The organism is Bradyrhizobium iriomotense, assembly GCF_018129405.1.
Classification (GTDB): domain Bacteria; phylum Pseudomonadota; class Alphaproteobacteria; order Rhizobiales; family Xanthobacteraceae; genus Bradyrhizobium; species Bradyrhizobium iriomotense_B.
Window position 1 is genome coordinate 202,302 of record NZ_JAFCLP010000008.1, and the last position, 24,528, is coordinate 226,829.

General features: G+C 63.3%; 22 protein-coding genes and 1 pseudogene. 9 read left to right on the forward strand and 14 right to left on the reverse strand.

Features of this window, described 5'->3' with window-relative positions; translation table 11 throughout:
* Nucleotides 1-560: 560 nt before the first annotated feature.
* Nucleotides 561-1,424 (reverse strand): DUF3108 domain-containing protein, encoded by an 864-nt coding sequence (locus JQ592_RS19165; protein ID WP_349630477.1) that lies wholly within the window; start codon nt 1,422-1,424, stop codon nt 561-563.
* Nucleotides 1,425-1,987: 563 nt separating this feature from the next.
* On the opposite strand from JQ592_RS19165, the gene rpmB reads away from it, so the two are divergent.
* Nucleotides 1,988-2,296, forward strand: a complete 309-nt coding sequence (gene rpmB / locus JQ592_RS19170) for a 50S ribosomal protein L28 (protein WP_211404355.1) — start codon at nt 1,988-1,990, stop codon at nt 2,294-2,296.
* A gap of 136 nt (nt 2,297-2,432) precedes the next feature.
* Here rpmB and JQ592_RS19175 read toward each other — a convergent pair whose 3' ends face one another.
* On the reverse strand, nt 2,433-4,565 hold the full coding sequence (locus tag JQ592_RS19175) for a DEAD/DEAH box helicase (RefSeq protein WP_211404356.1): 2,133 nt from the start codon (nt 4,563-4,565) through the stop codon (nt 2,433-2,435).
* Nucleotides 4,562-6,160, reverse strand: coding sequence for a dsDNA nuclease domain-containing protein (locus tag JQ592_RS19180; protein WP_211404357.1), 1,599 nt, complete (start codon nt 6,158-6,160; stop codon nt 4,562-4,564). Before JQ592_RS19180 ends, JQ592_RS19175 begins: the two co-directional genes overlap by 4 nt.
* 269 nt (nt 6,161-6,429) lie before the next feature.
* Between JQ592_RS19180 and JQ592_RS19185 the strand changes: the two are divergent.
* From JQ592_RS19185 to ftsZ, 3 genes and pseudogenes are all read left to right on the forward strand, one after another.
* A pseudogene (locus JQ592_RS19185) lies at nt 6,430-6,585 on the forward strand (phospholipase effector Tle1 domain-containing protein); the annotation flags it as partial.
* Between the two features lie 182 nt (nt 6,586-6,767).
* Nucleotides 6,768-7,385: a hypothetical protein gene (locus tag JQ592_RS19190; RefSeq protein ID WP_211404358.1), complete on the forward strand. Its 618-nt coding sequence runs from the start codon at nt 6,768-6,770 to the stop codon at nt 7,383-7,385.
* A 25-nt stretch (nt 7,386-7,410) separates the two neighbouring features.
* Complete coding sequence (gene ftsZ / locus JQ592_RS19195; RefSeq protein ID WP_211404359.1) at nt 7,411-8,670, forward strand: cell division protein FtsZ; 1,260 nt, start codon at nt 7,411-7,413, stop codon at nt 8,668-8,670.
* Between the two features lie 277 nt (nt 8,671-8,947).
* On the opposite strand, the gene JQ592_RS19200 is transcribed toward ftsZ, so the two are convergent.
* The 4 genes from JQ592_RS19200 to JQ592_RS19215 form a co-directional block, all read right to left on the reverse strand.
* Nucleotides 8,948-9,628, reverse strand: a complete 681-nt coding sequence (locus JQ592_RS19200; protein WP_211404360.1) for a hypothetical protein — start codon at nt 9,626-9,628, stop codon at nt 8,948-8,950.
* A 124-nt stretch (nt 9,629-9,752) separates the two neighbouring features.
* Nucleotides 9,753-10,031 carry a DUF1488 domain-containing protein gene (locus JQ592_RS19205; RefSeq protein ID WP_211404361.1) on the reverse strand — a complete coding sequence of 93 codons (279 nt, stop codon included), beginning with the start codon at nt 10,029-10,031 and terminating at the stop codon, nt 9,753-9,755.
* A gap of 253 nt (nt 10,032-10,284) precedes the next feature.
* Nucleotides 10,285-10,581, reverse strand: coding sequence for a hypothetical protein (locus JQ592_RS19210; RefSeq protein WP_211404362.1), 297 nt, complete (start codon nt 10,579-10,581; stop codon nt 10,285-10,287).
* Nucleotides 10,574-10,840: a hypothetical protein gene (locus tag JQ592_RS19215; RefSeq protein WP_211404363.1), complete on the reverse strand. Its 267-nt coding sequence runs from the start codon at nt 10,838-10,840 to the stop codon at nt 10,574-10,576. Before JQ592_RS19215 ends, JQ592_RS19210 begins: the two co-directional genes overlap by 8 nt.
* A 253-nt stretch (nt 10,841-11,093) precedes the next feature.
* Between JQ592_RS19215 and JQ592_RS38590 the strand changes: the two genes are divergently transcribed.
* The 3 genes from JQ592_RS38590 (at nt 11,094) to JQ592_RS19225 (ending at nt 13,459) form a co-directional block, all read left to right on the forward strand.
* On the forward strand, nt 11,094-11,228 hold the full coding sequence (locus JQ592_RS38590) for a hypothetical protein (protein WP_283816137.1): 135 nt from the start codon (nt 11,094-11,096) through the stop codon (nt 11,226-11,228).
* 327 nt (nt 11,229-11,555) lie between these two features.
* Nucleotides 11,556-12,890, forward strand: a complete 1,335-nt coding sequence (locus JQ592_RS19220) for a DUF2235 domain-containing protein (RefSeq protein WP_211404364.1) — start codon at nt 11,556-11,558, stop codon at nt 12,888-12,890.
* Nucleotides 12,891-13,213: 323 nt separating this feature from the next.
* Nucleotides 13,214-13,459, forward strand: coding sequence for a PilZ domain-containing protein (locus JQ592_RS19225; protein ID WP_026312067.1), 246 nt, complete (start codon nt 13,214-13,216; stop codon nt 13,457-13,459).
* 217 nt (nt 13,460-13,676) lie between these two features.
* On the opposite strand, the gene JQ592_RS19230 is transcribed toward JQ592_RS19225, so the two are convergent.
* The 5 genes from JQ592_RS19230 to cobS form a co-directional block, all read right to left on the reverse strand.
* Nucleotides 13,677-14,084, reverse strand: a complete 408-nt coding sequence (locus JQ592_RS19230) for a hypothetical protein (protein WP_211404365.1) — start codon at nt 14,082-14,084, stop codon at nt 13,677-13,679.
* Between the two features lie 324 nt (nt 14,085-14,408).
* Nucleotides 14,409-15,521, reverse strand: coding sequence for an NADH:flavin oxidoreductase/NADH oxidase (locus JQ592_RS19235; protein ID WP_211404366.1), 1,113 nt, complete (start codon nt 15,519-15,521; stop codon nt 14,409-14,411).
* A gap of 316 nt (nt 15,522-15,837) precedes the next feature.
* On the reverse strand, nt 15,838-16,908 hold the full coding sequence (locus tag JQ592_RS19240) for an esterase-like activity of phytase family protein (protein WP_211404367.1): 1,071 nt from the start codon (nt 16,906-16,908) through the stop codon (nt 15,838-15,840).
* On the reverse strand, nt 16,905-18,806 hold the full coding sequence (cobT, locus tag JQ592_RS19245; protein ID WP_211404368.1) for a cobaltochelatase subunit CobT: 1,902 nt from the start codon (nt 18,804-18,806) through the stop codon (nt 16,905-16,907). Before cobT ends, JQ592_RS19240 begins: the two co-directional genes overlap by 4 nt.
* A 206-nt stretch (nt 18,807-19,012) precedes the next feature.
* Entirely contained in the window at nt 19,013-20,011 is a 999-nt protein-coding gene (gene cobS, locus JQ592_RS19250; RefSeq protein WP_025032652.1) for a cobaltochelatase subunit CobS, read from the reverse strand.
* A 294-nt stretch (nt 20,012-20,305) separates the two neighbouring features.
* Here cobS and JQ592_RS19255 point away from each other — a divergent pair, with 294 nt between their 5' ends.
* Nucleotides 20,306-20,965, forward strand: coding sequence for a DedA family protein (locus JQ592_RS19255; RefSeq protein WP_211404369.1), 660 nt, complete (start codon nt 20,306-20,308; stop codon nt 20,963-20,965).
* A 156-nt stretch (nt 20,966-21,121) separates the two neighbouring features.
* On the opposite strand, the gene JQ592_RS19260 is transcribed toward JQ592_RS19255, so the two are convergent.
* Entirely contained in the window at nt 21,122-22,342 is a 1,221-nt protein-coding gene (locus tag JQ592_RS19260) for a citrate/2-methylcitrate synthase (protein WP_211404370.1), read from the reverse strand.
* 83 nt (nt 22,343-22,425) lie between these two features.
* Here JQ592_RS19260 and JQ592_RS19265 point away from each other — a divergent pair, with 83 nt between their 5' ends.
* Nucleotides 22,426-23,520 (forward strand): citrate synthase/methylcitrate synthase, encoded by a 1,095-nt coding sequence (locus JQ592_RS19265; protein WP_211404371.1) that lies wholly within the window; start codon nt 22,426-22,428, stop codon nt 23,518-23,520.
* 245 nt (nt 23,521-23,765) lie between these two features.
* On the opposite strand, the gene JQ592_RS19270 is transcribed toward JQ592_RS19265, so the two are convergent.
* The gene (locus JQ592_RS19270) at nt 23,766-24,398 is read right to left on the reverse strand and encodes a J domain-containing protein (protein ID WP_211404372.1); all 633 of its coding nucleotides are present in this window, start codon (nt 24,396-24,398) and stop codon (nt 23,766-23,768) included.
* Nucleotides 24,399-24,528 lie beyond the last annotated feature (130 nt).

A 24,528-nucleotide genomic window follows, 5' to 3' on the forward strand; every position in this document is an offset into this window, starting at 1 on the left:
GGGGCGAGGGAGAAGAACCTCGCGCAACTGTCTCACTTTGCGACGCTTTTTCCGTTGTTTTTAAGCATCGGAACGACTCTAGAACGAATCGCGGCCGAATCGCTGACTCCCCGTTGAGTCCTGTTCCGTTCACGCAACATGTCGCGGGACTCGTCTTAAGTGCGCACTAGATGGAGTTTTGCCCTGCCGCACAAGCGGCGTTTCGGGGGCTGGTTCCTTAAAATTGGGGACGGCGCGGAGTCGAATCAGAATCGGGGAGGAGTCAAATGGATTCCCGGGACCGGGGGCGTCAGAATAAAAACTGCGAAAACAACCCCATGCACAGTAGAAACGGGGATGGGGCGATTGGTGGGGTGGCGGCAGGTAAGGCGTTGAAGTGGCGTGCTTTCTTACCCTCCCCCCTTGTGGGGGAGGGTGGATCGCCGCGACAGCGGCGAGACGGGCGAGGGGTCTCTCTCCACGCGCAAATCTCTGGAGCGAACTCGCGGAGAGATACCCCTCATCCGGCGCTTCGCGCCACCTTCTCCCGCAAGGGGAGAAGGGAAGAAGGGCAGCGCGGCTTACTGCGTCTTCGCCACCCTTGGCGGCTGGGGGGAGGTGATGAAGCTGGTCGCTTCCAGCATCGCAGGTCCCAGCGGCGTCGGCACTTTCAGCCAGAACGGAACCAGGATGCGCGTGCCCGCGACCGGGGCGAACGCGATCTCGATGTTGCGCTGGGCGGCGAGGTATTTGATCACGGGGCGGTCGGGGATGTAGCCGGCGACGGGGACGAAATAGAGCGCGCAGACCACGACCGGGCCACGATACCCCTTCTCCGCCTTCACCGTCTCCATGCGCTTGAAATCGAGTTTTAGGTCGTAGCGCATGCGGCCGTCGAACACGGGAGCTGCGTTGTGGCAGGCCTCCGGCGTCACGGGATCGCCGGTGCCGGGCACGCGCAAGAGCGAGGCCGTCATCGGATCCCAGACACCGCGGCGATGCGCATCGGTGACGACGATGCGATCAGGATCGACCGGCGGCTCCGGCACGATGCCGAACTCCTTCACATTGCCCTTGTCGAGGGTGATGTGGATCTCTTCGGTCTTCTTCTGGGTGGTGGTGGAGGCCTGGTAGCCGGTCGCAACCAGCGCGCCGTTGACGACGCGGCCCTGCGAGGCGCCGGTGCCGGACCCGCCCGTGAACGACTTCAACAGCCCTGTGGTGCCGCCGGAGGCCGCGGCCGCGAACACGTCGTCCTGGATGTCGATGTTCCAGGCGCCCTTGCCGACGGGAATGCCCGCCAGCGTCGCCTCATACTGCGCCTCGAGCTTGCCCTGCGCGGCCACGGGCTCCGCCCCCCACGCCAGGACGAGCCCGCAAAGGGCCGCGAAGGCCAGCCGGCCGGCCGCACGCAGCCGGGGCAGGTAAGGGGTCAGGGTATCCACGAAGCCATCCAATGGGGCCGTCAGGCCATGTTAGTTAAGCCAAAAATCGCGGCAAGCAATCCGTCCGGGCGCAAAACACCGGGAACTCCACCGGACTCTTCGGGTGCGAATACGCCCTTTATGTGATGGTAAGGCGTTTCAATCATTGCCGTTTTGGTGATCGGGCCTTCGCCTCTCCCCGCCTGCGGGGAGAGGCCGGAATCCGCGCTGCAAGCGCGGATTCCGGGTGAGGGGGAGTCTCCGCGGGGGTGCTGCCAAAGGGGTGCCCACCAACTCTCACCACCCCCGCGGAGAGCCCCCTCACCCCACCCCTCCCAGCGCGAGCGAAGCTCGTCGCGGCCCCGCAAGCTGGGCGAGGGAGTAGACCTCCCCTGCCGCGCGAGATCCCGGGTTCGGGCTCGCGCCCGCCCCGGGACGACGGCCCGAAAACGGGCCGTCGCCTTGACTACCCGCCCCTTCCCCCCTATACGTCCGCCCGCTCCCTGCAAGGACAGAGAATTTGCCCCTGTGGCGCCCCGAATGGCGGCCGCAACTCATTTGGGGCTCGAACAAGGATTTGTGACATGTCTCGCCGCTGCGAACTGACGGCCAAGGGCCCCCTCGTCGGCCACAAGGTCAGCCACTCCAACATCAAGACCAAGCGCCGCTTCCTGCCGAACCTCGTCAACGTGACGTTCATCTCGGAAGCCCTGGAGCGCAACGTGCGCCTGCGCGTCTCCACCAACGCGGTGAAGAGCGTCGACCACAATGGCGGCCTCGATGCCTTCCTGCTCAAGGCCAACGCCGACGCCCTGTCGCCGCGCGCCCTCGAGCTCAAGCGCGCCATCCAGAAGAAGGTCGGCACCACCGCGCCGGCCAAGAAGGCCAGCTAAGAAGATTTACCGTTAGGGCGGGGGCTAAGTAGCGTCGCGTGGCGTAAGCTTAGCCAGTAGAGTTTTGCGTGACGGCCGGATCGAAAGATCCGGCCGTTTTTGTTTTGGGCGCACCACCTCCCATAAAATCTTCCGCTCAAACCGCGCTCTGAACCGATCCAACAAGTGTGCGCTCGAAAGCCGATAGGTTCTCGACATTCCCGAGATCAAGCGCCCTCAGATCGTCCAAGGCTCTATCGAGATCGTATTCGTGTAGGTAAGCAGACAACTTCTTCGCGATCTGCACCGGAATTCCATATTCCTCTAATGCTGCAATCGCAGGCGGAAGAAATAAATTCTCGGTGGCCTCGGCATAAACGCTGTAGTTCGGCCCAACCATTTCTAGACGATCAGCGACCTCTGAAATGATTCTGTCCAGCACCATCAGGTCACGCGGAAATTGAAATGTAATGACATTGCGGACGATCTTTAAAGCCTCATCGATCCTGTCGGATACAACTTGATGAGGTAACGTCCCACGCGCGATCTCGGCAAGATAGCCAGGAATCCCCTTCGCCTGACTTAGCGTACTTAGATGCCAAGCGAGTTGCTTACCCGAGCCGATACCAAGATCATTTAAGCGCGGGCCAGACAGTTCGTTGACTATGATTTCACAGACGGCGATTAGTTGAAAGTGCTCGGGAAATCCGCGCCAGACTAGAGCAATGTCCCCGGCTTTGAACTTCTGCTCAACAATGCCCGCGATTCGATTTTGGGTCTCTGGCGGCACCGAGCCGTTCTGACGAAGCGTATCAGCCGACAAGAAGCTGTTCTTTATTGCATCTTCAACCCTCGATCTCGACAGATCCGAGAGTTCAGCATCATCCAACTGAAGCAGAAGAGTTAACGGCGTTTCCTCGGACTGCTCTCCGATCGGGTACTCAACAACAACATCATCGTCGACCGGCGGCTTTTCCAACATGTACACCTTGCCGACGAAGTACGTACCCATTCGCCCGGCCCGACCTTGAATGTTCTTGTAAGTGAAAAAATCCAGCACGTTCCTATTCCGCCGGCGATCGTACACAATCACGTTCTTCGCCGCCGTATTCACCCCCTCGATGAGGGTCGAAGTGCAGACCAGAAACTTAAGTGAACCATCATTGAACATGCGCACCATATGCTGCTGAAGAGCGCGCGGAATGCTTCCGTGGTGAAGGCCTATTCCATGTTTTACTGCTGCAACCGCCGCCCACTCTGAATGATAGTTCTCAGCCATCCAATGCGCGGTAGCTGCGCAAGATTCTGGGCTACTTGGTTCAACGCTGCGCATTAATCGCCGGGCAACTTTGGCCGCACTACCGGGGCCCTGACAGTAAATTAGGGTAGACCCCTCGATCACCTGCGCTAGCTCTGCCAGTTTGTTTGGACGATCATCACCACGACTCGGCAGATCGAACTGCACAACATCGACTGCTACAGTCGAATAATCCGACGGAATGAAATGAAATTCGTACTTGTCCAATCCCTTGATCGATTGGACATTTGGGCCGAGAAGATAAAACTGCGCCCCCGTAGATGCCAATTGATGAAACGCGAGATTGAGTTCAATCGCTCTTTGCTTATCGTCGTCTCGCCTGAAATCAAGCTTATAGAACTCGTCCACCACGAAGAAATCTACGTTCGACAAGTCAATTCGATGCCGAACCCGCTCTTGAGTCAGCACATACACATTAATCTTGTCTGAGCGAGCAACCTGAGTCGGATGCGTAATTAGGTGACACCGCTCGCGAAACTTTGAAGCCAGCCTCTTTCGAGTTTCGTCGATCAGGGCGAGCGTGGGTAAAACCACGACGACCTTCTTGAACTTGCCAAGAGCCACCATGGCATCAATCAACAAGCTCTTGCCAACGCTGGTCGACGCGCTCAAGACAACGTTCGAGCCCGATCGCAGCTGATAGTAGATGCGAGCCTGCAAGCTATGGAATACCGCATCTAGTCCATCTGGCCGGTGCAACTCGTAAGCTAGGAAATCATCATCCCCAACGGCTTCGAGCATCGGTGACAAGTAAGGATAGAGCCCAACGTTACGAACAAGAGACGCCAAAACGCGAGTTTCAAATTCGCCACATAGATCTCGTCGAGCGAGCGCACGGATTACGAGATCACGCCCTTGGTTATGCGTCTCTTTGTTGTTTACATGGCCTGCAATTTGTCCCAAGACTTCGAACATCTTTGAGGATTGAAGGTCTTCTTGGCCAAGCTGGTCTCTTAGTTGCCTGTAGTTCATGCCAAGCCTATTTCCTTCTCAAATTGATCCACTAGTACAGAGAGATCCTCGACCGGCACGAAGATGATATGCACCTGAACTTCCGCCGCTTGCGCTGGAAGACTCGAAACGAATCTGTCTCCAAACTTGGCGATCTCTGACTTCAACTTCTGCTGATAATCGTCTGAATGCCCAACTCCGAGTACCGCGCTGTCGTATGCAATCAATACAGGGATACATAGCATCTCAAGTATTCGATCGATCGGCGCTCCCGGTCCAAAGGCATCCCATAGGGACCGTGAGGTCAGGTGCTGAGGCTCTCGCAACTGAATTATTACCTGCCGTTCCTCCTGAAGGACTTCGGTTGCGAGAGTCTCGCACAGATCATCCGAGATCCGAGCCAAGAGTTCATGCTCGCCTCCACCCTCTAGAAGGTAAGTGCGCCCCAACCAAAGTTGATCGCCTTGTTGGCGCGACACAATGTGTGCGTTTCTTGTTATTCGATCTCCCAAACGAGAGCGGTGAAACAGCTTACAGGCGACAGGCTCGCTGCTGAAATAGTGGCGTAGGATGGCATGGAGCAACGCCTCTCCCAGTAATTCCCGAGAATTCAGCGTCCGCTGCGCCCGGATAGTAGCGAGTCCAGTATCAAGCTTCTGCTTAAGATTTAATTGGTCGATCTCCGCAAGCTCGCTCGCCTTCAATGATAGCTCGGCGAGCCAACTGACTAAATATTGCGACAGCTGCAGCGAACGCCACACTTTGCGTTCATACTGGGCGTCATAGCCAAGAGCTTGGCGCTTCTCGAGTGGGTATGGAACATTGTGAATTTCTATGAAGAAGCTAGCGCCACGTATCCTATAAGGCTTCGCGGTCGCTGTAGCTGTCGCTCGGACTTCCGCCAAACGAGCACTCCACCAGTCTAAGATCGTGGTGCGGGTAATTACCTTTTGAACCTTATTCCGCCGGCTCGCCGCAGCAGCAGCTTCCACCAACAGAAGCAGGTCGGAGTAGATCCTCTTCGCTTGCGAGTAGGTGGGGTTCGCTCCAAATTCTTCCGCGATCCTATTCAAGAGTTGCAGGTTTTGCGATTCAATATGCTCTAGTCCGGACCGAACATCCCAAAGCGCGTTGTGGGCCCAATAGGCCAGATCGTGCCCATTATATGAAAGCGTTTTTGGATACTTTTTCTTTAGCTTCGCAGCCAACACGGAAATCTGACCCGCGGCCTCTCGTCGCTCAATAGGATCCAGCAGCGCGACCAACGAGGCATTCACAGATCGTCTCGTAACGATCCTGAAACGAGCGTCAGGTTGATGCCTATCAGCCAAGAGCGACTTCTCGACAAGCGAGGTCGGGCTATCCTTTGTTGCTCGCGCTGTTAGCTCAGTGGAGTTCCACTTCGTATCCCGATCCGTAGCCTTGACTTGGATGTACTCGATAACCTCAAGGTCGTTTTGATGGAGTACCCTCGTAATATCGTCGCTCGTCTCGCACTCGACCTGAACGACCCTTCGATCGCCGATCATATCGAGCACGAACGAAGCCGCTACGTGGTCTTGATACTTAAATCCGATCCGGGCAGCGACGCCACCGGCGTCCGAAATGTCGTCCACGGAATATATCCAGTACGCAGTCAGAAGGATTGACGAGACAGAATTATTTGCAATCAATCGTTGAAAGCGATTCTACGCAAGAACTTACTGGTGTAGTCGAGAAAAATACACGCAAAAACTCAGACTTAGGACTTACGGGGATTCCGTAGTTTTACGGCGTCACGGCGCCGCACACTGAGCATTTCCTGGATCGACGAGAACATACCGGCGCTATGCGTAATGTCGTCTCTTTCCGCTATACTCGCCCCGGTAGCATCACCCTGAGGCACATCCCGTGGAGCACGCGCGCGACACCGACTGCAACCCCTCACCGAAAAAGCCTCGTCATCTGCTGTGACGGGAACGGCAACGAGATCTCGGAGAACATCTCCAACGTCATGAAGCTCCGTCGCTGCCTGCGCAAGACCGACAAGACGCAGCCGCGATAGATGGTGCCCTGCGATCCCGGGGTCGGCACTCCGATCCCAAGGCCGGCACGGCGACGCCACCCGTAAACAGCACCGCGCGCGCGTTAACCAACCATTAACCAACGCACCCTAGCCTGCGGTAATCGTCCAGCCATCATTAGCTCGAAATGCCTTCCCGGTTCGCTCCAGGAGAAGCGCCGATGTGCGTTGAGTTGTTGACGTATGCCGATCTGAGTGCCCGCCTCGATATCTCGCGCGAGGCCGCGCGGTCGCTGGCGAGACGTCGCCGCCTGCCGCGCTCGCGCTCGGAGGACGGCAAAGCCCTGGTGAGCGTCGATCTCTCCGCGCTCCGGTACACGCCCCGCCCACGAAAGGGCCGCCGGGCAGACCCCATCGATGCCTCCATGGCAAAGATCGAGGCGTTGGAGCCATTTCCGTTCCGACGGAGTCGGAACGGGGCTCCAGATTCTTATTCTGACGCGTTTTCTTCACGCGAACCGGCATCCACTTCGCTCGAAAACGCTCTGGAGATCGCGGCCTTCAAGGCGGAGATCGCGCGGCTCGAAGACGTCGCAACCGCCTACAGGGCCGTGTTCGAGCGCGAGCGCGAGCGTGCCGATCGCCTCGCCGTCGAGCTGACGCAGGCGGCCGCCGAGACGACGGCCGCCAATGCGTGGGCGGCGCGACTGGAAGACGAAGTGACGGCGCTGCGGAACGATCGCCGCGATGGCGGGACGATCGCGGGATACGCCGCGCGTCGATTGGGACATCTGGCCGCTTCCATCGTGCAAGCAGACCGCGCGGCTAGAGCGCGATGAGACCATGAGCAATCGCGAGGGAAGAATGACTGGCAATACCGATATCCATGAAATGAAGGCCCGCATCGTCGTCTTTGGCGTCGGCGGCGCCGGCGGCAATGCCGTCAACAACATGATCACGGCCGGGCTGCAGGGGGTCGAATTCGTGGTCGCCAACACCGACGCGCAGGCGCTGGCGATGTCGAAGGCGACGCGCCTCATCCAGCTCGGCACAACGGTCACCGCAGGCCTCGGCGCCGGCTCGCAGCCCGAATTGGGACGCGCCGCAGCCGAAGAGGCCATCGATACGATCCGCGATCACCTGACCGGCGCGCACATGGTGTTCGTGACGGCCGGCATGGGCGGCGGCACCGGCACCGGGGCTGCACCCATCGTCGCCAGAACCGCGCGCGAGCTCGGCATTCTCACCATCGGCGTGGTCACCAAGCCGTTCTACTTCGAGGGCCAGCGCCGCATGCGCTTTGCCGAAGCCGGCATCGAGGAGCTGCTGAAGACGGTCGACACCCTCTTGATCATCCCGAACCAGAACCTGTTCCGGGTGGCCAGCGAGAAGACCACGTTCGCCGATGCCTTCGCCCTTGCCGACCAGGTGCTTTATTCGGGCGTGGCCTGCATCAGCGACCTCATCGTCAAGGAAGGCCTGATCAATCTCGATTTTGCCGACGTCCTCTCCGTCATGAAGGAGAAGGGCAAGGCCATGATGGGACGGGGCGAGGCTTCCGGCGAGAAGCGCGTGCTCGCCGCCGCCGTGGCCGCGATCTCCAATCCGCTGATCGAGAATCCCTCGATCAAGCGTGCCAGTGGCCTCATCATCTCCATCACCGGCGGCAAGGATCTCATGCTGTACGAGGTCGACGAAGCCGCGACCCGCATTCGCGACGAGGCCGACCCGGACGCCAACATCATCGTCGGTGCGTCGTTTGACGAAAGCCTCGAAGGCATCGTCCGCGTCTCGGTGGTGGCGACCGGAATCGATAATCTCGATCCGGCGCAGCAGGCGCTACCGGTGGAAACCGCCCTCACGCAGCTCGCCGGCAGGCTGCGCAACGACGGCCGTCGCATCGCCGATCGCATCGAGCGGAGTGCCCCCCTTCCGCAAGCGGGAAGCCCGCCGCTCCGCCCGCAGCCGCACCACCCCGTGGGGCCACCGGCAAGGCCGGGTCTGGACTATGCGCCGCAGGCGGCGCTTCAGCCGCTCGATCCTTACGGCCGCGCCCCTGCGCGCAATCTGCCCGACGAGGCCGCTCTCGATATCCCGGCCTTCCTGCGCCGCGCCGCCAACTGAGCGGTGGCGAGCGGGGGAGCTGCCTGTCTCCAATACGAAATTGGACCGATGCTGCGTGAGCTTCTTGGCGTGCGCTGTGCGCCGATTGTCGAGGCGGCAACTTACCTATAGGCGACTAAACTCCGTCGTCGTCCCGGACAAGCGCGCCTCAAGCGCGCGCAGATCCGGGACCCATACCCACAGGGAGTAGTTTTGCGAAGACTCGGAGTGGGAGTCTCGCGCCACAACTTCTCCCTGTGGTTATGGGTCCCGGCCTTCGCCGGGACGACAATTGTGGTCAAGCCGCCGTGCTACGCGGGCTCTCGGCGGTGTCCTTCTTGTCCGTCTCCCTGTCGCGGGACAGCCACGCCGGAAAACGAAGCAGGCGCTCGTTGGTGTCCTTTGGCAGCTCGATGGGCGGCGCTTCAATGGCCGAACTCGGCAGGTCCAGCGCTGCCTGTCCGGCTCGCACCGCATCCGCGCGCTGATCCAGTTCGCGGAGCAGGGGATCGAGCACGCTGTCGATCTCGGTCGCCACCGACACCAGGAAACTATTGAGCTCGCGCGCCTCGGGCACAACCGCCGCAGCCTGCTCGATCGCTCTCGAGAGACCATCGACGACAGGCGCAAACGCGCCGGCGGCTTGCTTGATTCGCGTCTTGATCGCTTCGACCTCGCTCAAGACGCGCTCACGCTCCCGCCTTTTCTTTTCCTCCGAAAGACGGGCTTCAATTTCGGCGATCTGGGCCGTCAGGGTCGTGGCTTCGGATGCGAGCGCATCTCGTCTTCCGCGCGCGCGATCGAGATCGCGGCTGAGATTGTCCACTAAGTCGTCCTTTCCGAACATGGCTTTGCTCCGTAGGACAGGCGCTTTGCCCTGTAGGACGGCCTTGGCGCGAACTGCCAGCCTCGCCACCGACCGGATGGCCGGATCGGCCGAAACAGGCATCAACCTCGGTCGCGTCACATGGGCCGACATGGTGATCCCCCCATCGTCAACATTAGGCAACCGCATGGTTAACGGACGGTTAATGCCAACAGACGATGCGGCCATGGGGCTGGGTGCCGACGATGAGATGTTCGCGGCTTCGTAAGGCCCTCCCCTACCCTCGAAAATCAATGCTCCGCAGCACGATGCCGGGCGGGGTGCCTTCGAACTCGCAGGCGCGGTATTTGCTGGCGGCGCAGGCTTCGATGCGGTCGCGCAGGCGGGTGAACTGGGCTTCGCGATGCTGGGGAGCGACCTTCGGGCCGCGTTCGAGGTCGTCCATCGCCGAGGTCGAGATCGCGCAGGGGATCTCCTTCGCGCCGTCCTGCATCAGGAACTGGACGATGCCGCGGTCCTGTTCATAGCCGATGTAGCGGCCGCTGGTGAGGGTCACGGGGGACTCCTTGGCTGCGCGTCGTCCTGGCGAACGCCGGTTGACTGCAACGTGCTTCGGGCCAGCAAACTCTCCAACGTCGTCCCGGCGAAGGCCGGGACCCATTACCCCGGTCAGCGTTTGTCGAAGCACGCTGTGGCACATGCATCCATAACAACTCACATTCGTGGCTATGGGTCCCGGCCTTCGCCGGGACGACGGCTGTTTTCCATGCGCGCACCATCGTTGCCACAGGCGACTTGCTGCCGGCCTTTCAGCCCTCCCCGCCAAGCCTCGCGAAATCGTCGAACAGCGCGCCCACCAGCGCGCGGTGGCGGGTGTCCTCGACGGGGAGGCTGGCGGCATAGAGGTTGAGCAGATAGCGCGCCTTCACCGCGGCTTCGGGCCAGGAGGCGGCGGGCACCGTCATCAGGCGGTTTTCGAGATCGGCCTCGCGCTCGCGCAGCTGCCTGACGTTGCTCTCGACCTCGGCCAGCACGCGGCGCAGGTCGGTCGCCTTCTGGGCGGCCATGCCGCGGTGCTTGTCGAGCTCGACGGGCTTGTCAGTCATTGGCGACGCTCGCGTCCATCGCTTGCGCATCGGCGAGATCGAGCGCGCGGATCGACAGCATCTCCGTGGCGTCGCCTCCGCCTTCCACGGGTACGATGATCGACGTGCCGACCCGGCGCCAGGCCGAGAAGGTCTCCGCTTCGATCGTCTCCTCGTCGGCGATCACCGAATAGGCGCCCGCGGGCAGCAGCCGATCGATGCCGTGGATGCGGAACGGATGGCGGAACGTGACGGTTTCGCGCCGCGAGCGAATGGTCATGCGCGCCTGCCTTTCGAAAAGAGGAGCCCCAACCGACGCCGTAGTGCAAAGCATGCGCTCATTGATCGGCAATAGCCAACGCTTTCTGCCGCGGCATCCGCGCGCGCTTCGGCTTTATGGCTCGCTATCGGCGTGGTGCAGGCGTACGCTGTCGCACCACCGCGCGTTCAACGGCATCGACCGGTGACTGAAGGTCATTTGCGCGCCCGCCGCGCAACTGGACGAATTCGAACCCCGAGAGGAGACGGACGTCATGGCCAAGGGACAGCAACGCAGCAATCGCGAAGCCAAGAAACCGAAGAAGGAGAAGGCCAAGGTGATCGCGGCCGCACCGAGCCGCAAGGAGGCGGCCTGGCAGCCGGATTTCGGGCCGGCGAAGAAGAAGTAGGGGCTTCTTTCGCCTCTCCCCGCTCCCGTTCGCCGAAGCTGCAGCGAAGGCTGATGCAGGTGGAGACAGGTCCTCTCCTCTCCCGTCGTCCTGGCCTAGTGCGCAATTGCGCACGGGAGCCACGACCCATTACCCCAGGGAGGAATTTGGCGAAGGCCGGTTGTTCGGGATTGGCACCGATCGTGACCGATGAATCACGCGGTATGGGTCCTGGCTTTCGCCAGGACGACGGCGGAGTCTGCGGCCCGGCTAAACGCACCCCGTCTCCACTCCGTCGCGCAATTCCGCTATACTCGCCCGGGTAGCATTTCCCGGAGGGGCAGACCTGTGGAGCACGCACACAACATTGAGCCGAAAAACCTCGTCATCTGCTGTGACGGGACCGGCAACGAGATTTCGGAGAACATCTCCAACGTCCTGAAGCTCTATCGCTGCCTGCGCAAGACCGACAAGACGCAGCCGCGGCAGATGGTGTTCTACGATCCCGGGGTCGGCACGGTGACGGAGCCGACGACGTGGCACCGCTGGAAGGCCAACATCAATTTGGTGCTGGGGCTTGCCACCGGCTACGGGCTCGATGACAACGTGCTGTCGGCCTATTGCTTCCTGGTCGAGCATTACGCGCCGGGCGACAAGATCTATCTGTTCGGGTTTTCGCGCGGTGCTTACACGGTTCGCGTGCTGGCGGGGCTCATTCATAAAATCGGCCTGATCTCGCCGGAGCAGGCGAACCTCGCAGGAAGTGGCCTCGTCGCCTACAAGCAATATTCCGGCACCGGGCGCGGCAACGACGTCGAGGACCTCAAGGACATCGCGATCGACGAGAGCGGGCCGCTGCCGAAGGACGTGTTCGACCTTGCCGCCCAGTTCGCGCGGATCACCTCGACGCGCTGGCCGACCATCCACTTCATCGGCGTCTGGGACACGGTGGCGAGCGTGATCGTGCCGCGGCGCGACAATTTCTTCTTCCTGTTCAGCCTGGAGGAGCTCGCCTTCACACTGCGCAATCCGAGCGTCAAGATCTTCCGGCAGGCGATCGCGATCGACGAGCGGCGCTGCATGTTCCGCCTCAAGCAATACAAGGAGCCGCAGGACTTCTGGAGCAATCGCTACGTGCCGGACGAGAAGAAGGTGCCGCAGGACATTCTGCAGGTGTGGTTCGCCGGCGTGCATTGCGACGTCGGCGGCGGCTATGCGGAGGCCGAGAGCGGGGAATCCAAGTATCCGCTGATCTGGATGATCGAGGAGGCCGGGAAGGCCGGGCTGAACTTCAACCCGCGCACCGTGAACCAGCTCGCCTGGGGCGTCCAGCGCAAGAACTCGCCGTTCAGATACGTGGAGCCGGCCTACACGGGGAAGACGGGCGAATTGCACAATTCGATGAATGCGGCCTGGCGCGTGCTGGAGTATTTGCCGAAGCGCGCGAAGTACAAGGAATGGCCGGAGCGGAAGGTCTATTTCGGCTTCTACATCCCCGATTGCGAGCCGCGCGTCATCCCCGAAGGCGCGCATGTGCATGAGAGCGTGTTCAAGCGCATGGCGGTGGAGCCGGACTACCGGCCGGTGAACATGCCGAAGGAGTACGTCACGGTGCCGATGCCGGTGCCGCCGGGGGTGGATGTGGCGGCGGGGGTTGGCGTGGATGAGGGGGTGACCGGGTGAGGTGGGCAGAGTCGCGCAACACTTTCAGCCGTCGTCCTGGCGAAAGCCAGGACCCATACCGCGTGATCTCTCGATTGCGGTAGATCGGCGTACCGAACTGCGGATCTTCGCCAAACTCCTCCCTGGGGTAATGGGTCCTGGCGTTCGCCAGGACGACGGCGGAAGTTGAAGCAACGCATGCGCACCCCGTTACCGCAACTTTCCGCAGTCGCCGCCACTTTTCATTAAAATTCTCCCGCCGACCTTAGCCGGATCGCATCAACTCCTCTGCATCATCCAGCACAGAGTCCGCCGTGAGCCGCGGAGTTGGAGGAGATGTGCCAATGCATCCGCGTAAATATGCCCGCGTCAAACCCGCAGGCCTGGTGTCGCGCCAGGCCAAGATCATCACCGACCCGCGCGCGCCTGTGATTCCCTGCACGCTGATCGACTATTCGCCGGGCGGCGCCTGCGTCGATCTCGGCGGCCAGGTGCAGATCCCCGACCGCTTCGAGCTCTTGCACGTCAACACCAAGAAGCGCTGCCGCATCGCATGGAAGCGCGGCACGCGGGTGGGCGTGGTGTTTTGATTTCGTCGTCGCCTGTGGTCGGCCAAAGCGCCGCCACACACTCGATCGTCGTCCTGGCGAAAGCCAGGACCCATTACCCCAGGGAGGGGTTTGGCGAAGGTTGGTTGTTCGGGATTAGCACCATTCGCAATCGATAGATCACGCGGTATGGGTCCTGGCTTTCGCCAGGACGACGGCGGAATGCTGGGCGCGCTCTACCTGCCCCTCACCTTCCCCCCTACTTCCGCATCCTTGCTTTCGCCCCCGCGACGATCTGCATGGCGACGCCGGCGGTCCAGCCGAGCAGGACGAGCCAGGTCCAGGCCATGTGCGGATCGAGGCGGAGCACGATGACGGCGACGGAGGCGAGCGCGGTGAGCGTGGCGCAGAGCGTGCCGGCGGAGCTCAGAAATTCGGCGGCGTCGATGGCGCTGTGCGCGTCGTCGAACGGCATCTGCGGCGTGTCGATGCCGAGATAGAAGCCGACCGCGCCGAGCAGCATCATCAGCAGCAGGAACCCCTGCGTGGTCAGCGGCGCGATCGCCGATCCGACATAGGCGCCGACGAACAGCCCACACGCGGCCCCCGCCATCGCGAGGCCCACGCGTTCGAACACGTGGGCAGTCTTGCGAACACCAAACCGCATGGCCGGCCTCCGTGAGGCGTTGAGTGCGGAGAGGTTAGGCCAGTTTCGGGGGAGGTGAAAGCTTGGGGGAGTTACGGATGCGTGAGGGGTAACTCTTACGGGGGTGCGAGCGAGCGCAGCACACTCAACCGTCGTCCTGGCGAAAGCCAGGACCCATTACCACAGGGAGCAGTTTGGCGAAGATTCGAAGTTTAAGAAGGTGACAACAACGACCGCGCGCCATCGAGAGATCACGCGGTATGGGTCCCGGATCTGCGCTTGCGCTTGTCCGGGACGACGGCGGAGATTGTAGCGCCGCTATCGCGCCTCACACTCACGCCCCCCTCACCGCGCCCCGAACGTGGTCTTGCCGAACAGCGCCTTCTGCGTCGAGGGCTGCGAGCGCCAGTACTGCGGCGGGGCCTCGACTTCGCCGCCGAGCTCGGCGGCGGCGTGCCAGGCCCAGCGCGGGTCGTAGAGCATGCCGCGGGCGAGTGCGACCATGTCGGCCTTGCCGGATGCCACGATCTCCTCGGCGTGCTTTGCCTCGGAGATCAGGCCGACGGCGATGGTGGGCACTCCCGTCTCGCGGCGGATCGCCTCTGCGAACTGCACCTGATAGCCGGGGCCGAGCGGAATCTTCTGCAGCGGCGAGACACCGCCGGAGGAGGCATCGATCCAGTCGACGCCGCGCGCCTTCAACGCTTTCGCGAATTCGATGGTCTGCGCCAGATCCCAGCCGCCCTCGACCCAATCGGTCGACGACACCCGCATGCCCACGGGCTTGTCGTGCGGGAACACGGCGCGCACGGCGTCGTAGATTTCGAGCGGGAAGCGCATGCGGTTCTGCAAGCTACCGCCATATTCGTCCGTACGCCGGTTCGAGATCGGCGACAGGAACTGATGCATGAGATAGCCGTGCGCGCCGTGCAGCTCGATGGCGTCGATGCCGAGACGGTCGGCGCGTTTTGCAGCATCGACGAAGGCGTCGCGGATGCGCTTCAAGCCGCTGGCGTCCAGCGCGAGCGGGGCGGCCTCGCCCTCCTTGTGCGGCAGCGCCGATGGCGCGACCGTCTGCCAGCCGCCCTCGCTCGCAGGGATCAGCTGGCCGCCGTCCCAGGGCCGCGCGCTAGAGGCCTTGCGGCCGGCATGGGCGAGCTGCATGCCGATCGCGGTGGAGGAATGCTTGCGCACCGAGGTGAGGATCTGCTTCAGCGCGGCCTCGCAGGCATCGCTGTAGAGCCCGAGGCAGCCCGGCGTGATGCGGCCGATCGCCTCGACATGGGTCGCCTCGATGCAGAACATCGACGCGCCCGACAGGCTGAGATTGTTGATGTGGGTGAAGTGCCAGTCGGTGGCGACGCCGTCGTCGGCCGAATACTGGCACATCGGCGACACCACGACGCGGTTCTTCAAGGTCAGGCCGCGCAGCTTGATCGGAGAAAACAGGGCGCTCATGCGGGGAGTTCCGAAAGATGGGGGATGAAAGCGATTGCATGAAGTTTAGTGGCGGAAACGCGAATTGCCAGTTGCGCAGGCGGCATAGCGGCTCGCGCCGCCATGCATTGCGCGCGTCATATGATCGCGGGTGGTTGTCCCACCCTCTATCGTCGTCCTGGCGAAAGCCAGGACCCATAACCCCAGGGAGGAGTTTGACGAAGACTCGTCGTTGGTACTCCGACCTGCCGCACCCGATAGATCACGCGGTATGGGTCCTGGCTCCCGTGCGCAATTGCGCACTAGGCCAGGACGACGGCGGAGGGATAGCGCGCCCCTACTCCACCAGCGTGAACTGCAGCAGCAGGGTGCGCTGGAGCATCGAAAAATTGTCGTCCGACACCAGCGTCAGCACGGTCTCGCCCTCGGCGGTGACGTGGGCGTCGATGCCTTCCATGTTGTCGATCTCCTGGCCGAGATCGGCCTTGAACAGCGCGGGGCCGTCGACCACCGCGCCCGGCGCGATGGATTTCAGGGCGATCGAGCGGATGCGGATGTCGACGCCGGTGAACCAGGAGAATTTGCGTTCGAGGATCAGGAGCTCGCCGGACGGCAACAGCACCGCATCGCTGATGTCGAATTTCTCGGTACGGCGCACGCTGAACTGGCCGGGCGTCGGACCGCCGATCAGGAACGCGACCAGATTGCCGGCGGCATCCAGCCCGTGCTCGGAGAACGCGATCAGGCTGCCGGCGAGAGGCTGCCCCTTCGGGACCAGGACCAGCGCCTCCAGGCCCTTGTTGTGCGGCAGCTTGCGCACGCTAGGGGGCACCGGGATCGGCTCGCCGCGGGCACGGATGCCGCCTTTGGCGAAATCATAGCGCAGGATCTGATTGACGCGCTCGAGCCCGACATAGACCACATTGCCGTCGCGCGTCAGCGATTCCGAATCCCACCACATGCGCTTTTCGGTGATCGGCCGCCCCTCCGCGCCCAGCAGCGGCGCGGCCTCGACATCGTCGAGCCCGGTCATGTTGCGGCCGGAATAACGGATGCGGCCGGTGAACCAGCCGCCCTGGTCGGAGATCGCGAGGAAGCGTTCGCCCTTGGCGTCGAGCCGGATGCCGGACAGGCCGCCGAAGCCGCGAAAGGGCGAGGTCAGCACCAGGCCGCTGCGATATTCCAGCGAGCCGAAGCGCGTGCGCGAGCGGTCGCGCGGCTCGAAGTTGGGAATAGTGCGCGCGTTGACTTCGAGGCTGACGGGATCAGTGACGGCGTGCTCGACCTGGAGCGGGCGCGGTGGCGGCTCGGTCGTGGCTTGCGCCTGCGCGAGGCGCGAGAGCGCGAAAGTGGAGAATCCCGCCGCCGCGTGGCCAAGAAAGCGGCGGCGGGATGATTGGGTGCTCACGAATGCAATTTGCGTCGCGGGCGACCGGCCGGCTGGGTTGGTGCGGTGTTGGTCTCGCTGAACAGCTCGGCGAGCTTCTCGGTGATGGCGCCGCCGAGTTCTTCCGCGTCGACGATCGTCACCGCGCGGCGATAATAGCGCGTGACGTCATGGCCGATGCCGATCGCGATCAGCTCGACCGGCGAGCGGGTCTCGATCTCCTCGATGATGTGGCGCAGGTGCCGCTCGAGATAATTGCCGGGATTGACCGACAGCGTGGAATCGTCGACCGGCGCGCCGTCCGAGATCATCATCAGGATCTTGCGCTGCTCGGGCCGGCCGAGCAGGCGCTTGTGCGCCCAGTCCAGCGCCTCGCCGTCGATGTTCTCCTTCAGCAGACCCTCGCGCATCATGAGGCCGAGATTCTTGCGCGCACGACGCCAGGGGGCGTCGGCGGACTTGTAGATGATGTGGCGGAGATCGTTGAGACGGCCGGGATTGGCCGGCTTGCCGGCAGCAAGCCAGGCCTCGCGCGATTGACCGCCCTTCCAGGCGCGCGTGGTGAAGCCCAGAATCTCGACCTTGACGCCGCAACGCTCCAGCGTGCGGGCGAGGATGTCGGCGCAGGTGGCGGCGACCGTGATCGGCCGTCCGCGCATCGAGCCGGAATTGTCGAGCAGCAGCGTCACCACGGTGTCGCGGAACGTCGCTTCCTTCTCGTGCATGAAGGACAGCGGATGATAGGGATCGGTGACGACGCGCGACAGGCGCGCGGGGTCCAAAATGCCCTCTTCGAGGTCGAACTCCCAGGCGCGGTTCTGCTGCGCCATCAGACGGCGCTGCAGCCGGTTGGCGAGGCGGGCGACGATGCCCTGCAGATGCGCGAGCTGCTTGTCGAGATAGGCGCGCAGCCGCTCCAGCTCGTCATGGTCGCAGAGGTCCTCGGCGGCGATGACCTCGTCGAACTTGGGCGCGAAGGCGTGATATTCCGGCCCGCGCGGCTCGTTCCTGCCGTGCGCGTTCGGACGCGTCGCCTCGCCCGGCGTCTCGTCGTCGCCGAGCTCGCCGTCGTCGAAGGTGTCGGAGGTCGAGGCCTGCGCGCTTTCCATCGCGCTCTCGCTCATCTCTTCCGAGGTCGCCTGCGCCTGGTCGGCGCTCATCTCCTGCGCGGCATCGGAATCGGGCGAGCCTTCGGCGCCGGACTGGTCGTTGTCGCCGTCCTGGTTCTCGTCGTTGTCCTCATTGTCCTCGCTGTCGGCGTTGCGCTCGTCGCCGAGCTCGAGCGCCGACAACAGATCGTGCACGGCGTCGCCGAACCTGGCCTGGTCCTCGACCACGCCGTCGAGCCGGTCGAGCCGCCTGCCGATCTTGTCTTCGAGAATGGGACGCCAAAGATCGACCATCTTCTTTGCCGCCGTCGGCGGCGCCATGCCGGTCAGGCGCTCGCGCACCAGCATCGCCAGCGCGTCCGCCAGCGGCGCATCGGCTCGGTCAGTGATCTCGTCGAACTTGCCGCGGTGGAAATGGTCGTCGAGCATCGCGGTGAGATTCTTCGCAACGCCCGCCATGCGGCGCGCGCCGATCGCCTCGACGCGAGCCTGCTCCACCGCCTCGAACACGCCGCGCGCCTGCGGATTGCCGGGCATCAGCTTGCGGTGAACCTTGGGATCGTGACAGGCGATCTTGAGCGCGATGGAATCGGCGTGGCCGCGCACGATGGCGGCGTCGCGCTTGGTCATCTTGCGCGCCGGCTCGGGCAGCCGCGCCTTGCCCGGCGCAAGGCCCGGGCGCTCGGCGGCGAAGGAGACGTCGAGCTCGGGCGACTTGGCGATCGCCTTCAGGCAGGACGCGACCGAGCGCTTGAACGGCTCGGTCGGCGCTTCCTTGCTGCTGCGGAATTTGGAGTTCGACGTCGTCATTTCGATCTCACCGTCGTCCTGGCCTAGTTGCGCAATTGCGCACGAGGGGCCAGGACCCATAACCACCATACGCAGTTATTGAGCACACCGACGGCCCCGATCTTCGCAACAACCACGTCCTGTGGTTATGGGTCCCGGATCTGCGCTCCCTCCACACGGCGCTTCGCACCGTCAGGAGTCCGCTTGTCCGGGACGACATTCGAACCTCAGCTGAGCGCCACGTTGACCGCCGATTCCGGCAGCTCCGCGTTGAAGCAGCGCTGGTAGAACTCGGCGACCAGGGGACGCTCGAGTTCGTCGCACTTGTTGAGGAAGGTGACGCGGAAGGCGAAGCCGATATCGCCGAAGATGTCGGAGTTTTCCGCCCAGGTGATCACCGTGCGCGGGCTCATCACCGTCGACAGATCGCCGTTGGCGAAGGCGTTACGGGTGAGATCGGCAAGGCGGACCATCTTGTTGACGATGTCGCGGCCTTCCTGGGTGCGATAGTGCTTGGCCTTGGCCAGCACGATCTCGACTTCCTCGTCATGGCTGAGATAGTTCAGCGTGGTGACGATCGACCAGCGGTCCATCTGGCCCTGGTTGATCTGCTGGGTGCCGTGATAGAGGCCGGAGGTGTCGCCAAGGCCGACGGTGTTGGCGGTCGCAAACAGGCGGAACGCCGGGTGCGGCTTGATCACCTTGTTCTGGTCCAGCAGCGTCAGGCGTCCGGAGACTTCCAGCACGCGCTGGATCACGAACATCACGTCCGGGCGGCCGGCGTCGTATTCGTCGAACACCAGCGCGACGTTGTTCTGCAGCGCCCAGGGCAAAATGCCGTCGCGGAATTCGGTGACCTGCTTGCCGTCGCGGACCACGATGGAGTCCTTGCCGACGAGATCGATACGGCTGATGTGGCTGTCGAGGTTGACGCGCACGCAGGGCCAGTTCAGGCGGGCCGCGACCTGCTCGATATGGGTGGATTTACCGGTGCCGTGATAGCCGGTCACCATCACGCGGCGGTTGCGGGCAAAGCCGGCGAGAATGGCGAGCGTGGTGGCGCGGTCGAAGCGATAATCGGAATCGACTTCGGGCACGTGAGGATCGACTTCGGAATAGGCCGGCACTTCGAGATCGCTGTCGATCCCGAACACCTGGCGGACCGACACCTTCATGTCGGGCAGACCGGAAACTTCCTCAACTTTGGACAGGGCGGCGGTCGTCATCAATCCTCCGAGGCCCCGGGCGATCCCGAGACCAGTTATTGCACGTTGGCTGCGGCTGGGTGCGGCTGCGAACCTATCAGAGACAACGTGCCGGCAGAAGCCCGCCCCTCAATCAAAGTTCCGTTGTCTTTTCATTTAGATAGGTGAGGAACGCAGTTTTTGGAGGGCTGCCTTGCGAATCGCGCTCGAATTTCGGGCGGTAACGGGGGCTGCCCACGCAAATGGCACTTTCGCCGCCTCTGCTTACTTATGTAGGGTCCGAACCGAAAAGTCCCAGCCCGCCACAGAGACGACGTGACTTCCTTTCTTGATCCCCTCATCGCCTTCGTCTCGGCCCATGCGTGGCTGGCCTATCTGACCCTGTTCCTGGCAGCCCTGCTGGAAGCCGTGCCGGTGGTGGGATCGGTCATCCCCGGCTCGACCATTATCCTGGCGCTGAGCGCCCTGATTCCAGGCGGCGAGCTGAAATTGCCATGGGTGCTGGTGGCCGCTGCGCTCGGCGCCGTGCTCGGTGACGGCTCGGCCTACTGGATCGGCCACAGGCGGCAGCGCGAAATCCTCAGCACCTGGCCGCTGACCAACTATCCTCGCGTGGTCGAGGAGAGCGAGAGCTTCTTCCACCGCTTCGGCACCTGGGCCGTGTTCTTCGCCCGCTTCGTGCCGCCGATCCGCGCCTTCGTGCCCGTGACCGCCGGCGCGCTGGGGATGGCCCCCGCAAGATTCTATGCGGTGAACATCCCGGCGATCCTGGTCTGGGCCCCCGCCCATGTGCTGCCGGGCGTGCTGGCGGTGACGGCGCTGCACGAATATGCCGGGCTGCACCACCATGGGCACGTTGGCAAGCATATCTGGATTTTGACGGTGGTCGGGGTTGCGGTCGTGATGGGCATAGCGGTGTGGATCTATCGCCGGCGGAATGGCGGCGCTGTCGCCGAGGCAAAGCCGCGGGGCTAGAGCCTCTCCTCGAGTCGTCCTGGCGAAAGCCAGGACCCATTACCCCAAGCAGTGGTTTGGCGAAGATTCGTCACTCGGTACTCCCACCGTCCGCGACCGATAGACCTCGCGGTATGGGTCCTGGCTTTCGCCAGGACGACGGCGGAGAGAGCAGCGCTAACTAGCCGTCCCCACCCTTCTCCCCGGCGCCGGCCCCACATACCTTGCCCTTGGCCGGATCAGCTTGCCGAACTGCAATTGCTCGCTGGCGTGCGCAATCCAGCCGACGCTGCGGGCCATCGCGAACAAAGCGAGCTCGCTGCCGGCAGGCAGGCGCAGGGCGTGCACCAGCACGGCGAGCGCGTAGTCGATGTTGACGAGTTCGCCGGTCGCCTCGACGATCCGCTCCGGCACTTCCTTGGTGAATTTGCGCGGCGCGCCGGCGCGCGACAAGGCATTCAACAGCGATTGCGCGCGGGGATCGCCGCGCTTGTAGACACCGTGGCCGAAGCCGGCAAAGCGCTCGCCGAGCGCGACGCGCTCGCGCACCACGGGTTCGACGTCGCGATCGATCAGCGTCTTGACGAGCTGCGAGGCGAGCACGCCGGCGCCGCCATGCTTCGGCCCCTTCAGCGCGGCGAGGCCGGCGATGACCGAGTCATAAAGGTTGAGGCCGGTCGAGGCCGCGCAGCGCGCGGTGAAGGTCGAGGCGTTCAATTCATGGTCCGCGAGCAGAACGAGGGCGCGGCGGATCAGATCGGGCGCATGCTTGTTATCGGGCGCCCAGGCGCGCGCGACCTGCTGATGCAACGGCTCGGCGGACGGCTCGGCATTGAGCATGGTCGCGACCAGCAGGCGGACGATGCGCGCGCCGACCATGGCGCGACCCTCGGGAGCGCGGGTGAAGGCGCGGGGATCGGCGCTGGTGGCGAGCGCCAGCACGGCGATGGCGCGGTCGATCGGCGCGGCGCGGCGCGCGGCTTCCGCAATGGCGCGCATCTCCGCGGAAATCTCCGGCTGATTGCCGGGCGCGAAAGGATCGACGCCGGAAACGTCCCAGAGCAGCGTCGCGGTGTGCTCCAGCGTGTCGTTCTCGGCGAGATCGACGCAATTGACGCCGCGATAGATCGCACCGTCCTCGGTGATGGTCGAGATCTCGGTGTCCATCACCGGCAGATCGGCGTCGAAGCTGCGTAAGCCCCGCGGCTCCGGCGACGGCACCCGGCGCTCCTTGAGGGCGCGGACGTCCTCGGCGCGGTAGCGGTTCTTGCGCGAGTCCGGCGTCGGCTCGGAGCGGATCAGGCCGCGGCTGACATAGGCGTACAGGGTGGCCGGCGAGATCGCGAGCTCGGCGGCGGCTTCCCGGGCGGAGAGGTAGAGGCCCTCGGAATTTTTCATATTGATTTATGTAATCAAGATTGATCAATCTGTCGAGAGGCCCGACCTTTCCCCTGCGTGCAATGCAAAAGGGAGATTGGGCCATGAACATCCACCTCACCAAAAGCCAGATCGGACTGGACGGCGTTCCCGCGGCCGAAACCGTGCTGAGCCATGTCGACGGCGAGCGCGGCGAACTGATCATCGCCGGCGAGCATGTCGGCCGCCTCGCCGCCAAATCGAGTTTCGAGGGCGTCACCGCCCGGCTCTGGAACGGCGCCGGCAAGACGACCTTAAGCGAAGCCAATGTGCGGGCGAGCCTGGGCGTCGCGCGCGAGCGCGCCTTCGCGCGGCTGGACGACCTTCTGCCGGCGACGCGCGGCATGGGCATCATCGACGGATTTCGCGCGGCCGTCGCGGGGCTTCGCGCCGAGCACGGGCTCGAACATGAAGCGACCATCGTCGGCGCATTCCCGGTGATCGCGGGCGCGCTGGTCCGGCGCGCCAAGGGGCTCGAACCGGTCGCGCCCGATCCGAACGTGAGCCACGCCGCCGACACGCTGCGCATGCTGCACGGACGCAGCCCTGCGACGCGTGAGGTCACGGCGCTCGACGCCTATCTCGTCACCGCCAGCGACCACGGCATGAATGCCTCGACCTTCACCGCGCGCGTGGTGGCTTCGACGCAGGCCGATCTGTTCGCCGCCGTCACCGCCGGTTACTGCGCACTCACGGGCCCGCTGCATGGCGGCGCGCCGGAGCCGGTGCTGGAAATGCTGGACGCGATCGGATCGCGCGAGCGCATCCAGCCGTGGGTGGATGCCGCGCTGGCCCGCGGCGAGCGCATGATGGGTTTTGGCCACCGCGTCTATCGCGTGCGCGACCCGCGCGCCGACGTGCTGAAGACCGCGGTCGAGGCGCTGGCCTCCAACGGCACCGATCTGCCGTTCGCCGGCGAGGTCGAGGCCTATATCCGCGCGGCCTTGCGCAAGAAAAACCCGGACCGGCCGCTGGAGACGAACGTGGAGTTCTTCACCGCGATCCTGCTCGATGCGCTGGCGATCCCGCGGCAGGCGTTCACGCCGATTTTCGCGGTGGCACGCAGCGCAGGCTGGACCGCGCACGCACGCGAGCAGCAGCGGACGGGGCGGTTGATCCGGCCGAGTTCGTCCTATGTGGGGGCGATGCCGGAGGCGTGAGGAAGTAGCTTGCAGAAGAAGCGCGACGGCGGAGCCAATCACTCCGCTGTCGTCCCGGCCTAGTGCGCAATTGCGCACGGGGGGCCGGGACCCATACCGCGTGATCTATCGATGAGCGCAGGCGTTGGTACCGCGGGAAGACACTTCACTACGGGTCTTCGCCAAACTACTCCCTGAGGTTATGGGTCCCGGCCTTCGCCGGGACGACACCGAGAGTTTGGCGACGGCCACGCCAGCGCGAGGCCTCAGGCCTCCCGCACCACCGTCTTCAGATAATTATACGCCTTGATGATCTCGATCAGGCGGTCTTCGGTGGAGCGGTCGCCGCCATTGGCGTCGGGGTGGTGCTGCTTGACCAGCGCCTTGTACTTGCTCTTGACGTCGGCGAGCGTGGCGTCGGGGCCGAGGCCCATGACCTGGAGCGCCTTGCGCTCGGCGTTCATCACCTTGCGCGTCTCGGCCTTGGGCTGGGCGTCCGGGCCCTTCCGCCAGTTGGCGCGGCCGTTGATCTCGCTGAACATGCTGAACGGATCGGACGCCATATCGATGTCGGCTTCCGTACCCTTCTTGCCGCCGTTGGCGCCCATCTTCCAGGTCGGGCGGTGGCCGGTCAGCGCATCCTTCTGGTAGCGCGCGACGGCGTCGGCATTCATGCCGGAGAAGAAATTGTAGTTCTGGTTGTACTCGCGCACATGGTCGAGGCAGAAGTGCCAGTACTCGCGCTGGTTCTCGCGCCCCTTCGGCGCGCGGTGTGCGCCCTTGTTCGCGCAGCCCGCCCACTCGCAGTTGACCACGGTGTCGCGCGGCTTCACTTCCGGCTGCTTGCCTCGCGGCTTCACGCGGATGGAGTCGAAGAACTTTGATGAATCGATCGGCATGGCTGACTTTGACTACGCAATGCAAAAACCTTCAAGTCTTGACATTGCATTTAGCTGCAAACCCGTAGCCGAAGTTTCACTTCGGCGTCTTTAGGACGGCCGCCAGAGGCGGCCTATGGCATTGACGGGG